This window comes from Pseudarthrobacter sp. NIBRBAC000502770 (genome assembly GCF_006517815.1).
In the GTDB taxonomy this organism is placed as follows: domain Bacteria; phylum Actinomycetota; class Actinomycetes; order Actinomycetales; family Micrococcaceae; genus Arthrobacter; species Arthrobacter niigatensis.
The window spans coordinates 1759918-1772756 of the sequence record NZ_CP041198.1; the positions used below are offsets into that span (position 1 = coordinate 1759918).

At 65.8% G+C, this 12839-nt stretch carries 12 protein-coding genes; 3 read left to right on the top strand and 9 right to left on the bottom strand.

Translation table 11 applies throughout. The features are described from left to right. Nucleotides 1–77 precede the first annotated feature (77 nt). A complete protein-coding gene (locus tag NIBR502770_RS08450) occupies nt 78–851 on the top strand; it encodes a type IV toxin-antitoxin system AbiEi family antitoxin (RefSeq protein WP_141160331.1) in 774 nt (257 codons plus the stop codon). Here the strand turns inward: NIBR502770_RS08450 and NIBR502770_RS08455 are convergent. The 9 genes from NIBR502770_RS08455 to pdxT form a co-directional block, all read right to left on the bottom strand. After that, nucleotides 732–3122, bottom strand: a complete 2391-nt coding sequence (locus tag NIBR502770_RS08455; RefSeq protein ID WP_141160330.1) for a bifunctional (p)ppGpp synthetase/guanosine-3',5'-bis(diphosphate) 3'-pyrophosphohydrolase — start codon at nt 3120–3122, stop codon at nt 732–734. The genes NIBR502770_RS08450 and NIBR502770_RS08455 overlap by 120 nt on opposite strands. Nucleotides 3123–3270: 148 nt before the next feature. Then, on the bottom strand, nt 3271–4287 hold the full coding sequence (gene secF, locus NIBR502770_RS08460) for a protein translocase subunit SecF (protein WP_141181658.1): 1017 nt from the start codon (nt 4285–4287) through the stop codon (nt 3271–3273). Further along, nucleotides 4287–6041, bottom strand: coding sequence for a protein translocase subunit SecD (gene secD, locus NIBR502770_RS08465; protein ID WP_141160328.1), 1755 nt, complete (start codon nt 6039–6041; stop codon nt 4287–4289). The genes secF and secD overlap by 1 nt, the downstream gene beginning before the upstream one ends. A 99-nt stretch (nt 6042–6140) precedes the next feature. Next, nucleotides 6141–6548, bottom strand: coding sequence for a preprotein translocase subunit YajC (gene yajC, locus NIBR502770_RS08470; protein ID WP_141181659.1), 408 nt, complete (start codon nt 6546–6548; stop codon nt 6141–6143). Nucleotides 6549–6757: 209 nt separating this feature from the next. Beyond that, nucleotides 6758–7843, bottom strand: coding sequence for a Holliday junction branch migration DNA helicase RuvB (gene ruvB, locus NIBR502770_RS08475; protein ID WP_141160326.1), 1086 nt, complete (start codon nt 7841–7843; stop codon nt 6758–6760). Then, nucleotides 7836–8480 (bottom strand): Holliday junction branch migration protein RuvA, encoded by a 645-nt coding sequence (ruvA, locus tag NIBR502770_RS08480; protein ID WP_141181660.1) that lies wholly within the window; start codon nt 8478–8480, stop codon nt 7836–7838. Before ruvA ends, ruvB begins: the two co-directional genes overlap by 8 nt. Before the next feature lie 90 nt (nt 8481–8570). Next, the gene (gene ruvC, locus NIBR502770_RS08485) at nt 8571–9149 is read right to left on the bottom strand and encodes a crossover junction endodeoxyribonuclease RuvC (RefSeq protein WP_141181661.1); all 579 of its coding nucleotides are present in this window, start codon (nt 9147–9149) and stop codon (nt 8571–8573) included. Nucleotides 9150–9217: 68 nt separating this feature from the next. Further along, the gene (locus NIBR502770_RS08490; protein ID WP_141181662.1) at nt 9218–9973 is read right to left on the bottom strand and encodes a YebC/PmpR family DNA-binding transcriptional regulator; all 756 of its coding nucleotides are present in this window, start codon (nt 9971–9973) and stop codon (nt 9218–9220) included. 4 nt (nt 9974–9977) lie between these two features. Further along, on the bottom strand, nt 9978–10688 hold the full coding sequence (pdxT, locus tag NIBR502770_RS08495; protein ID WP_141181663.1) for a pyridoxal 5'-phosphate synthase glutaminase subunit PdxT: 711 nt from the start codon (nt 10686–10688) through the stop codon (nt 9978–9980). A 90-nt stretch (nt 10689–10778) separates the two neighbouring features. On the opposite strand from pdxT, the gene NIBR502770_RS08500 reads away from it, so the two are divergent. Together NIBR502770_RS08500 and NIBR502770_RS08505 are read left to right on the top strand one after the other, a co-directional pair. Beyond that, nucleotides 10779–12071, top strand: coding sequence for a Mur ligase family protein (locus NIBR502770_RS08500; protein WP_210411226.1), 1293 nt, complete (start codon nt 10779–10781; stop codon nt 12069–12071). Continuing rightward, complete coding sequence (locus NIBR502770_RS08505; RefSeq protein WP_141160320.1) at nt 12068–12823, top strand: type 1 glutamine amidotransferase; 756 nt, start codon at nt 12068–12070, stop codon at nt 12821–12823. Before NIBR502770_RS08500 ends, NIBR502770_RS08505 begins: the two co-directional genes overlap by 4 nt. Nucleotides 12824–12839: the final 16 nt, after the last annotated feature.

Here is a 12839-nt window from a genome sequence, read left to right on the forward strand (position 1 = left end):
ACAGGCCCGGTCCCCGTTATCCACATAACCCGGACCGGGCCTGTTCCCGTTAATCGTGGTCCGGGCAGGATGGAGCCATGGCCACACCTCCAGGTTCATCCTCCGCCGGCCCGGGCCGGGAAGTGTCCGCTGCGCCCCCGCGGCAGGGATGCCCGACCGGCGGGACGGAAGGGGCTGCCCCGCCACGGTTTCCCGAACTCTATGCACCAGGGAAGCCCTTCGCCGGCCCCGAACTCCAATCATTGGCGGCCGACGGACTGCTGGCGCGCTTCCACCACAACGGCTACACCCTGCCCGGGCTTCCCCCGTCCCCGCAGCTGAGGGCACGGGCTGCGGCAGGGGCTGTTCCGGCGGCAATACGCCAGCGTGTGGTGGCGGGCCGGATGACGGCCGCCTGGATCTACGGCTGCGCGGCGGAGCCGGACAGGCTGGCGCTGCTGGTGGATGCCAAGCGGCGCGTCTCCAGCCTGCGGAATACCCGCGGCTGCACGCTGCACGAAGTGAAGCTCGGACCGTTCGATGTGGTCAGCCTGGGCGGACTGATGGTTTCCAGCCCCCTGCGGACTGCCCTCGACATCGCCCTCCACGTGGAAACGGAGCGTGCCGTGCCCGCCCTCACCGGTTTGCTGGCCAGGCCGCAGCAGGACGTGCGGCTGCGGCTCCTGGTGCTCGCGATCGAGGCAACACCGCGGGTTCCGCACAAGCGGGCTGCCTTGGAGAAGCTGGCTTTGCTAGCTCCGGCGCTTGTTTCCGGTAGTACGGTAGACGTCGAACACCCCGTCGATCCTGCGGACGGCGCTGAGGACGTGGCTGAGGTACTTGGGGTCGCCCATCTCGAAAGCGAACTTTGAGATGGCCACCCGGTCCGTCGAGGTGTGGACGCTGGCAGCAAGGATATTGACGTGGTTGTCCGAGAGGACGCGTGTGACATCCGAGAGCAATGACTTGCGGTCCAGCGCCTCCACCTGGATTTCCACCAGGAAGACGCTGGACTGGGTGGGCGCCCAGTCCACATCCACGATCCGGTCCGGCTGGTCCTTCAGGTCCGAGATGTTGGTGCAGTCGGTGCGGTGCACGGAGACACCTGAACCCCTGGTCACGAAGCCAAGAATCGGGTCGGGGGGAACGGGCGTGCAGCAGCGTGCCAGCTTCACCCACACGTCACCAACGCCGCGGACCACCACACCGGAGTCGGAGAAGCGGGCCTTGGTGACCTGGGTGGGGATGCTGACCTCTTCGACGTCATCATCGGCACTCTCGTTGCCTCCCAGGCTTTCGATGAGCTTTTCCATGACGGACTGGGCAGATGTATGCCCGTCGCCGACGCCGGCGTACAGGCCGGAGATGTCCGCATATTTGAATTCCTCGGCCACTACGGCCAGGGCCTCATGGGTCATCAACCGCTGCAGCGGCAGGTTCTGTTTCCGCATGGCGCGGGTCAACAGTTCCTTGCCGCGGTCAATCGCTTCTTCGCGGCGTTCCTTGCTGAACCACTGGCGGATCTTGTTGCGGGCACGGGCGCTCTTGACGAAGTGCTGCCAGTCCTGGCTTGGTCCTGCCCCTTCTGCCTTGGAGGTGAAAATTTCCACCCAGTCGCCGTGGTTCAGTTCGCTGTTGAGCGGGACCAGCTTGCCGTTGACCCGTGCACCAATGGTGCGGTGGCCCACCTCGGTGTGCACGGCGTAGGCGAAGTCCACCGGGGTTGAACCGGCGGGCAGCGCCATGACCTCGCCCTTGGGGGTGAAGACGAACACTTCGCGGGCGTTGATCTCAAACCGCAGCGAATCCAGGAACTCCCCTGGATCGGACGTTTCCTGCTGCCAGTCCACCAGGGAGCGCAGCCATCCCATGTCGCCGTCGCGGGGGCTTCCGGGGCCCACCGCGGTGCGGTTGGGCTGGTCCTTGTACTTCCAGTGGGCCGCCACGCCGTACTCGGCCCGGCGGTGCATCTCATGGGTGCGGATCTGGATCTCCACCGGTTTGCCGCCAGGGCCGATCACGGTGGTGTGCAGGGACTGGTACATGTTGAATTTGGGCATCGCGATGTAGTCCTTGAACCTGCCGGGCAGGGGGTTCCAGCGCGAATGCATGATGCCCAGGGCGGCGTAACAGTCCCGGACGGAATCGACCAGCACACGGACGCCCATGAGGTCGTTGATGTCGTCGAAGTCCTTGTCCCGGACAATCATCTTTTGGTAGATGGAGTAGTAGTGCTTGGGCCGGCCGGTAATGGTGGCTTTGATTTTGGCGCCGCGCAGATCCTCGGTGATCTGGTCACGGATGACGCCCAGGCTCTTTTCCCGCTCGGGGGTCCGGTCCCCCACCATCCTGACGATTTCCTCGTACACCTTGGGATAGAGCGCAGCGAAGGACAGGTCCTCCAGCTCCCACTTGATGGTGTTCATGCCGAGGCGGTGCGCCAGCGGAGCGAAGATTTCCAGGGTTTCGCGGGCTTTGCGGGCGGACGATTCTGCGGACACGAAGCGCCAGGTGCGGGCGTTGTGCAACCGGTCCGCGAGCTTGATCATCAGGACGCGGATGTCCTTGGCCATGGCCACGACCATTTTGCGGACAGTCTCCGACTGGGCAGCCTCGCCGAAGCTGACCTTGTCCAGTTTGGTCACGCCGTCCACCAGCATTGCCACTTCCGGGCCAAAGTCCCGCTTCAGGTCAGCAAGGGTATAGGGGGTGTCCTCGACAGTGTCGTGCAGCAGTGCCGCAGCCAGGGTGGTGCCGCTGAGGCCGAGCTCGGCCAGGATGGTGGCCACCGCCACCGGGTGGGTGATGTACGGGTCGCCGCTCTTGCGCTTCTGCCCGCGGTGGCTGCGCTCGGCAACGTCGAAGGCGCGCTGGATGAGGTCGAAGTCCTCTTTGGGATTGTTGGCCCGGACCGTCCGCAGCAATGGCTCAAGGATGGGCGAATACGTGGCCGTTCCGCGGCCGGTCAGGCGGGCAAGCCGGGACCGGGTGCGCTCCCTGCGGCCGGGAAACGTGGCGCGTGAACCAGAGTTGTCCACGGGAACCAACGATCCAGGGCGCGCCGGGGATGCCATACCGGCCTGTACACCGGCAGGATTCTTTTCATCCTCCGCCGTAGGCACCGACGCCGATCGTTCTTCCAATGAAGCACCCCTCACCACCATTTAATTACCCCAGTCTATTCCCCAAGGCAGCGACTTTTATAACCGGTCCCGCATACGCGGGGACCGGGCAACGCAGAGTCTGCGTTGCCCGGTCCTGGAGGGAGCAGCCGGCGCCGTCGGGGGCGGGTCAGGCCTTGGCAGGCGAGGCGGGAACTGCGCGTTCCGCCGCGCCTGCGCGCCGTTGTTCGACGCGCCGTGCCTGCTTGACCAGGTCCGGTTCGCCCTGGCGGAGCCAGGCGTACAGCGGGGCTGCGACGAAGATTGTCGCAGCGGTGCCGATCAGGATCCCGACGAACAGGGCCAGGGACAGGTCGCGGAGGGTTCCGGCGCCGAGGAGCCCGGCGCCGATGAACAGGATGGCACCCACGGGGAGGATTGCCACCATCATGGTGTTGATGGAGCGCACCAGGGTCTGGTTGACGGCGAGGTTGACCTCCTCACCGAATGTCCGGCGGGTGGAGGCATCAATGCCGGAGGTGTTTTCCCGGATCTTGTCGAAGACCACCACAGTGTCGTACAGAGAGTAGCTGAGAACCGTGAGGAACCCGATGATGGCTGACGGCGTGACCTCAAAATCGCTGAGGGCATAAACGCCAGCCGTGATGAACATGGTCACGGCCATGCCGGCAAGCGCCGAGAGGGACATCTTCCAGGTGCGGAAGTACAGGGCCATGAGCAGCGCCGCGAGGAGGACAAAAACCACCAGGCCAATGAGCGCCTGCTTGGTCACGTCGGCGCCCCAGGTGGGGCCAACGAACGTTGAGGTTACCTCGTTGTCAGTCACCCCGTAGGCGCCGGTGAGGCCCTGCTTGATCCGGAGGGTTTCGTCGTCGGTCAGCTTGTCCGTCTGGATGCGCATGGTGTTTCCGGCGACGTTGGCCACGCGGGGAACACTGCCGGCCACAACATCGGTCACGGCTTTCTCGCCGATTGTGGCGTCCGTGGTCTTGACGTTCGATACCGTGAATTCCGAGCCTCCGCGGAACTCGATACCGAGGTTGAAGCCACCCTTGGCCACCGGGACAATGATGGACAACGCCACTCCAACCAGGGCGATGATGAACCAGATCTTCTTGGCCCCTACGAAGTCGTAGGAACGCTTTCCGGTGTAGAGCTCGTTGCCGAATGTGGCGAAGCCTGACATTACTTGTCCTCCTTCGCGGACGTCTTGGAGGAGCCGGCAAGCTGTTCCTGCTTCTCAGCCAGGCGCCGTTCGGCGATGGTCATGCGGCGCTCGGCTTCGGCCGCCGCACCGGTGTTCTTGGTCCGGACCACCACAGGCCTGTCTTCGGGAGTACGGACACGCCCTGCGCCGCGGTACAGCGGTACGGCGCCCAGCCGTTCGGGGTCCAGGCCGGAGAACTTGTGGCCTTCACCGAAGAAGCGGGTTCGGGCCAGCAGCTGCAGCGTGGGGTGGGTGAACATGAACACCACGATGAGGTCGGCGATGGCCGTCAGGCCCAGCGTGAACGCAAAGCCGCGGACGTTGCCCACGGCCACGAAGTACAGGACCAGGGCGGCCAGGAGGTTGACGGCCTTGGAGGCAAGAACCGTCCGTTTGGCGCGCTTCCAGCCGTTTTCGACGGCGGACACCAGGCCGCGCCCTTCGCGCAGTTCATCGCGGATGCGCTCAAAGTAGACGATGAAGGAGTCGGCCGTCTGGCCGATGGCCACGATGATGCCGGCAACGCCTGCCAGGGACAGCCGGTAGTTCTCCGTCCAGCCCAGGATCGCGATGGCCAGGTACGTCAGGGCGCCGGCCACCACCAGCGAGGCAATGGTGACGAAACCCAGGGCGCGGTACTGGAACAGCGAGTAGACCACCACGAGCAGGAGCCCGATGAGGCCGGCCAGCAGGCCCATGCGCAACTGTTCACCACCCAGTGTCGCGGAGATCTGCTGTTCGCTCTGGATGTCGAAGCTGATGGGAAGGGCACCGAACTTCAGCTGGTCGGACAGCGCCTTGGCCGTCTGCTCGGTGAAGCCGCCGGTGATTTGCGGACGCCCGTCGGTGATCACAGCCAGCGATCGCGGGGCGGAAATGACCTGGTCGTCCAGCACAATGGCGAACTGGGACTTGGGGTCGGTGCCGGACTCGCCGCCGGCGGCCACGTAGAACTGGTTCAGGCGCTGGGTGACGTCCTTGAACTTGGCCGTGCCGTCAGCGTCGAACTGGATGTTGACGGCCCAGTCATTTGTGACGGCACCCTGCGCACCCTGCTGCAGCTGGAAGGACGAGGTCACAATGTTCGTCCCCTTGACCTCTACCGGGCCAAGGATGTACTTGATCGCCGGAGACTTGTCAGTAGCAGGCTCGCAGGTCACGAGCGGCTTGGTGGGATCGGAGCGCTGGGACTTCTCGGGGGCGCTGTTGCAGTCAAGTGCTTCGAACTGCTTGTAGATCTCGGGAGTGATCCAGTTGGTATCGCTGCTGTTGGCCGGAGCGGCCGTCGGCTTGGGCAGCTGGTCCTCGGGTGTCTGTTGCTCCGGCGGCACCGCGGCGCCATCTCCGTTGAGGAGGACGGGACGGAAATTCATGTCCGCGGACGCCTGGATCAGGTTCCGGGTTTCCGCAGAGGGCGTTCCGGGAAGGCTGACCACCACGTTGCGCCCGGACTGGGTGCTGATCTCAGCTTCGGACACGCCGGAGCCGTCAACGCGCTGCCGGATGATCGCTACGGCCTGGTTGAGCTGCTGTTCGTTGATGTCCGAACCACCCTCCACCTTGGGCGCCAGGATCATCTGGGTACCGCCCTCGAGGTCCAGCGCCAGTTTGGGGGCCCAGCTGGCCTGCCCCGCGACGGTGCCGCCTGCCAGGACGGCGGTCAGCGCAGCCAGGAGTACGCCAAGCCAGACCAGGACGCGGAGCCCTGGTTTCTTGCGGCCAGTTCGTGCCATTGTCGATCTTTCTCTTATTCGCGGAAGAACCGCCGGCGCGGGTTGTTACCTGCGCCGGCGGCGATCCGCAGCGGTAGAGGGAGGAAGCGGCCAGCGGGCCTAGCTGTCCTTCTTGCCCTCGTCGTTGAGGCGCTTCAGGGTTTCGTCCGGGGTCTCGGTACCTGTGGAGGTGCTCCCGGCATCCGGGGCGGTCAGGGATGATGCGTCGTCCGGCACTACCGGCGAAGCAGCGGCGGCCTCGGCAGCGGCCTCCGCGGCAGGCTCGACGACCTTGGTGACCGCCTGGCGGTGGACGGTGGCCAGGTTGCCGGGGGAAAGTTCAAGGGTGACCTTGTTGTCGGCGTCGTCGATGTCCACGATCCGGCCGAAAAGGCCAAAGCTGGTCATGACCTCCACGCCCGGGCCAAACTTCGACTGGAGCTCTGCCTGCTGCTGCTGCGTCTTCTTGTTGCGGCGGAACATCATGAAGATGAACACGCCGAGCATGACGAACAGGAGGATTGACATTGGATCCAAGGGGAATTCCGTTCTTTTGCGTGGTGCTGCTGGTTTTCCAGCGACGTCGGCCTCGCTTCGGCCGGGGTGGTTGGCTCCGCAGGCAGAACGCCTGACGTGTCCTTCCCCAAGCGACGGGGGCGTCAGGGCCACCCGCGAAACAAAGACCCGAGCGTGCCGGGCGTCATACCAGTCTAAAGGGAAAAGCTGAACAGAGCCTGCTATTGGCTCTCCGGGGCCCAGTCCCCGGCTGCTTCGGGGTCCCCGCCGGGCTCGAACAGGTCCAGCTGCTCCTGCGCGAAGACGCCGGACGGGATGGCATACCCCAGGTGGGTCCACGCCGGCGCCATGGCAATCCTGCCCCGCGGCGTACGTCCCAGCAGGCCTTCGCGGACCAGGAAAGGCTCCGCCACCGTCTCCACCGTTTCGGTTTCCTCACCCACCGCGATGGCAAGGGTGGACAGTCCCACGGGACCGCCGCCGAACTTGGTGATCAGGGCGTCGAGGACGGCGCGGTCCAGCCGGTCCAGCCCCTTCTTGTCCACTTCATACATGTCGAGGGCGGCGGATGCGGTCCTGGCGTCGATTTGCTCGACTCCGTGCACCAGCGCCCAGTCGCGGACCCGGCGCAGGAGACGGTTGGCGATGCGGGGGGTGCCCCGGGAACGGCCGGCGATCTCGGCGAATCCTGCGGAGTTGACCTTGAGGTCCAGCAGCCCGGCAGACCGTCGGAGGACCAGTTCGAGCTCCGCTACGGAGTAGAACTCGAGGTGCCCGGTGAAGCCGAACCGGTCGCGCAGCGGGCCCGGGAGCAGCCCGGCACGGGTGGTGGCACCCACCAGGGTGAACGGCGGCAGCTCCAATGGGATGGCGGTGGCACCGGCGCCCTTGCCCACCACGATGTCGACGCGGAAGTCCTCCATGGCCATGTACAGCATTTCCTCGGCGGGCCGCGACATGCGGTGGATCTCGTCGAGGAACAGGACCTCGCCCTCTGACAGCGAGGACAGGATGGCGGCGAGGTCTCCGGCATGCTGGATGGCCGGACCGCTGCTGAGGCGCAAGGGAGCGTTCATTTCCGCGGCCACAATCATGGCGAGTGTGGTCTTGCCCAGGCCCGGCGGACCGGAAAACAGGACGTGGTCCGCGGTACGTCCACGCATCCGGGAAGCCTGCAGCACCAGCGAGAGTTGCTTCCGCACCCGGTGCTGGCCTACGAAGTCATCAAGGTTCTTGGGCCGCAGGGCCGCCTCGATGGCCCGCTCCTCCGGCTCCTCCCCCGCCGCAACCAGTGACGGTTCAGCCACGGGTGCCTACGCGGTTGCCGGCCCGGGCCCCGTCCTGTCCCAGCCACCGAAGCGTGGTCCGCAGGATTTCCGGCACGTTGCCGCGGAACGATACTTCAGGATCATCGGCGAGGGCCTTGTCGATGCTTGCAGAGGCGTCTTTTTCGGACCAGCCCAGGCTGGTCATGGCGGCCACCACCTGGGGCTTCCAGGAGGCTTCGGCCGGGGTGGCCGCACCCGCGGCTGCAGGGGTTCCGTGCGGGACGAGCTTTCCGGCCAGCTCCAGCACGATCCGCCCCGCCACCTTGGGTCCGATTCCGGGAACCTTGGTGAAGGTCTTGCTGTCCCCGGTATGCGCCGCCACCCGGACTGCCTCGGGATCGTGGACGGCCAGCACTGCGAGGGCCAGCCGGGGGCCCACCCCGCTGACACTGAGCAGGACGTCGAAAACTTCGCGTTCGTCGTCGGAATAGAAGCCGAAGAGCGTCAGCGAGTCCTCCCGGACAATCAAGGACGTGAACAGCTGGCCCTCGTCGCCCACGCGCAGCCGGCTGAGCGTCTGCGGTGTGGCGTTGACGCTCATCCCGGCACCGTTGAGGTCTATCACGGCCGTGGACAGGCCTACGTGCGCTACGGTTCCGCGGAGGAAACTGATCAAAGCCGGGCTCCCGTTGTACCGCCGGCCTCGTAACTGAGAACCCGGCTATCCGAACATATCTACGAATACCCTAGCAAGCGGCAGGGACAATCACCGTGCACGGCGCGCTTTTGCCTCTGCTTCCGCCCAAGCCCGCTGGGCCTGCGTCAGGGCCGAACTGCCGGGACCGGTAGTGGCCACCGCGGCCCCGCTCCCGGCCCGCCACGCGTGGGTGATGGCCAGTGCCAGCGCATCGGCAGCGTCAGCCGGCCGTGGCGGGGCGTCAAGGCGGAGGATCTTGGTCACCAGCTTGGTCACGGCATCCTTGTTCGAGGTTCCGCTCCCGGTCACCGCCGCTTTGACTTCGGACGGCGTATGCAGAGCCACCGGTATGCCCCGGCGGGCCGCCGCCGCGATCACCACCCCGGACGCCTGGGCCACACCCATCACCGTGCTGACGTTGAGCTGCGAGAAGACACGTTCGACGGCGAGGACCTCCGGTTCGTAACGGTCCAGCCACTCGTCGATGGCCGTGGCAATCACCAACAGGCGCCGGTCAAGGGTTTCGTCCGGGGAGGTGCCCACCACGCCTACCGCCACCATGCTGGCCCGGCGGTTGCGTTCAACATCCACCACGCCGATCCCGCACCGGGTGAGTCCGGGGTCAACGCCAAGGACGCGGAGCGTCACTTCCGGCCCGCCGCGGCCGGCAGACCGGGGCGGGCCTCGCGTGGTGGTCTAGCTGACAAGGCCGGACGTCACTCTGATTCCAGGGCGGCCTGGACTTCGTCGCTGAGGTCGGCGTTGCTGTAGACATTCTGCACGTCGTCGAGTTCCTCCAGCGCGTCTGCCAGCTTCAGGAACTTCCGGGCGCCGTCGACATCCAGTTCCACCTGCATGGAGGGAACGAACTCAACTTCATCCGTGTCGTATTCAATGCCGGCCTCCGCCAGCGCTTCACGGATGGCCGGGAGGTCACCCGGTTCCGAGTGGATCTCGAAGGTCTCGCCGTTGTCCTTGACTTCCTCCGCGCCCGCATCCAGGACGGCCATCAGGACGTCGTCCTCGCTCAGGCCGTTCTTGGGGAGGTTCACCACGCCCTTGCGGGTGAAGAGGTAGCTGACCGAGCCGGGGTCGGCGATGGTTCCGCCGTTGCGGGAGATGGCCAGGCGGACTTCGGAGGCCGCCCGGTTCTTGTTGTCGGTGAGGCACTCAATCAGCAGGGCAGAGCCCTGGGGGCCCCGGGCCTCGTACATGATTTCGGTGTAGTCCACCACTTCGCCGGTCAGGCCGGCACCGCGCTTGATGGCGCGGTCAATGTTGTCGTTGGGCACCGAGGTCTTCTTGGCCTTGGTCACGGCAAGTTCCAGGCCGGGGTTGCCGGCGAGGTCCGGTCCGCCCATGCGGGCGGCAACTTCGATGTTCTTGATCAGCTTGGCGAACGACTTGGCGCGGCGGCTGTCAATGATCGCCTTTTTGTGCTTGGTCGTTGCCCATTTGGAGTGGCCTGACATGGCTTTACGCTTCTCCTCTGATCATTCGGATAAAAAGTTCATGTACGCGTTTTTCGCCGGTCACTTCCGGATGGAAGGAGGTGGCCAGCAGCTGGCCGGAACGCACTGCGACAATTCTAGCCGCCCCGGGCAGCGATACGGCGTGCGACGCCTGTCCGGGGTCCGCCGGTTCCACCTGGGCCAGGACCTCCACGCCCGGCCCGGCCCGCTCCACCCAGGGGCCGCGGATGAAGACGGCGTGCACGGGTTCCACACCCGATGCGGTGGCGCTGAAGTCCAGTCCCTTAAAGTCCAGATCCGTTTCGAAGGACTCCCGCTGCCGGCCAAAAGCGTTGCGGCGGACGGTGATGTCCAGGCCCCCAAAGGTCTGCTGCGGGGCCCCGGAAAGGTCCGTGGCGGGATCGGCGATGTCCGCCGCGAGCAGGATCATTCCCGCGCAGGAGCCATAGACGGGAAGGCCCTCGGCAATGTATTTGCGCAGGGGGTCGGCGAGGTCGAAGGCGCGCGCCAGTTTGTCGATGGTGGTGGATTCGCCGCCGGGAATGATGAGGCCGTCCAGGCCATCCAGCTCAGCCGGCCGGCGGACAGCGATGCCCTGTGCGCCGGTGGCTTCCGCGGCGCGCAGGTGCTCGCGGAAGTCTCCCTGGAGGGCCAGGACGCCAATCCGCAGGCCCGAGCCCACGCGCGCAGGATCAGCAGAAGGGGGGTTTGTCATCCTTCCAGCATACGGTCCCGGCACTCCGGCTGCTGCCGGCAGGAGGCCGCCGTAAAGGGTTGCATGCCGCTGCTGGGATATATTCGGAACATGGTCTTCTTCACTGTTCCGCTCGGCAAGCTGGTCCGCAGGGTATCCCGGCTGCGCGGCGGCGGCTCCGCACTTCCAGGCCTGGTGGTGGAGAAAATCGACCCCGGCTTCATGCGCCGGACACTCACCACCCTGCCCCACGGCGTGGCAGTGGTCAGCGGTACCAACGGCAAGACCACCACCACCAAAATGGTGGTTGAACTGCTGGAAAGCCAGGGCCTGAAGGTGTTCACCAACCGGACGGGCAGCAACTTCACCAGGGGTGTGGCCGCAGCCCTCCTCGGCGAGGTCGACTGGCGCGGCAGGCTGGACGCAGACATTGCGGTCCTGGAACTTGACGAGGCCCACGCCGTGCATTTCGTCAACAGTGTCCCGCCCCGCTATTGCCTGCTGCTCAATGTGCTTCGCGACCAGCTGGACCGTTTTGGCGAGATCGACAAGACCGCACAACTCCTGCAGCACATCGCCGCCAAGACCACGGGAACGGTGGTCCTGAACCGCGAGGACCCGCGGGTTGCCAGGATCGCGGATACGCTGACCGGCCAGGACGTCAAGTACTTCGGCCTTGACGATTCCCTGCTGGGCACCTTCCCCAACGACGATGACATGCGCGCCGCTCCGGGCAGCCCCGCCCCGGCGGCCCTGCCCGCAAAGCCGCAGGCCGACGTCGTGCTCCGCAGGGTGGGCGCGGACAGCGCCGAATTTGAGTACGACGGCGGTACGGTCACCACGGCGATGAAGCTGCGCGGCGTGTACAACATCTTCAATGCGGCCGCGGCCCTCACCCTTGCCCGCAGCATTTGCGGCGGCGGCGCCGCCACGGCGAACCACGAAACCCTGCTGCAGGCGCTGTCCCAGGTGGCGCCCGCCTTCGGCCGCGGGGAAAGCCTCACCGTCGGCGGCCAGCCCCTGGACCTGGTACTGGTCAAGAACCCCAGCGGCTTCCGGCTGGGGCTGAAGTCCTTCCCCGCAAGCGGCTACGCCACCATGATCGCGATCAACGACAACTACGCCGACGGCCGGGACATGTCCTGGCTGTGGGATGTGGAATTCGATTCGCTTCGCGAAGGCGGGGTGGACCTGCTGACGGGGTCGCGCGCCTACGACATGGCACTGCGCCTGCAGTACGACGAAGTCCCGGTGGGCGCCGTGGACACCGACATTCCAGCCGCCCTTGCCGCCTTCATCCGGGAAGGCCAGGGCAAACCCAAGCGGATCTTCTGCACCTACACCGCCATGCTCGCCATCCGCCGCGAGCTGTCCAAAGTCACCACCGTGGAGGTTGTCTCATGAGTACGGCAGAAGCAGCGGAAACCGGCAACCTGTCCAAGGGCACCCTCCGCGTGGTCCAGTTGTACCCGCGGGACATGAACATCTATGGGGACTGGGGCAATGCCCTGGTCCTCCAGCGCCGCATCGCCTGGCACGGATACACGCCCGAACTGCTCGAGTACAACGTGGGCGACCCCTTCCCCGAGGACGTGGACATCATCGTCGGCGGCGGCGGGCAGGACAGCGGGCAGCTGGTCATCCAGGACGACCTGCAGGCCAGGGCCGGCCGGCTGAAGGAATTGGCCGAGGACGGCACACCCATGCTGGTCATCTGCGGCCTGTACCAGCTTTTTGGCAGGTTCTTCAAGACACGCACCGGCGCCGTCATTCCGGGCATCAGCGTCCTGGACGTGGAAACGCACGGCACGGATGAGCGCCTGATCGGGAACGTCAAGGTCTCAACCACCGAATTCGGCGAGGTGCTCGGCTACGAAAACCACAGCGGGCAGACCACGCTGGGCAGCGGCGTGCGCCCGCTGGGAACCGTGGCCAAGGGGACCGGGAACAACAGCAACGACGGCCAGGAAGGGGCGCGGTACCGCAACATCGTGGCCAGCTACCTGCACGGTTCGCTGCTTCCCAAGAACCCGGCCATCGCCGACTTCCTCATCCGCACCGCCGCGGAGCGCAAATTCGGCAGCTTCTCCCCCGGCAGCCCTGACGACACCTATGCGGCCCTGGCGAGGGAGCACGCCGGCCGCCGGCCCCGCTAGGCTGCGACCACCTGGA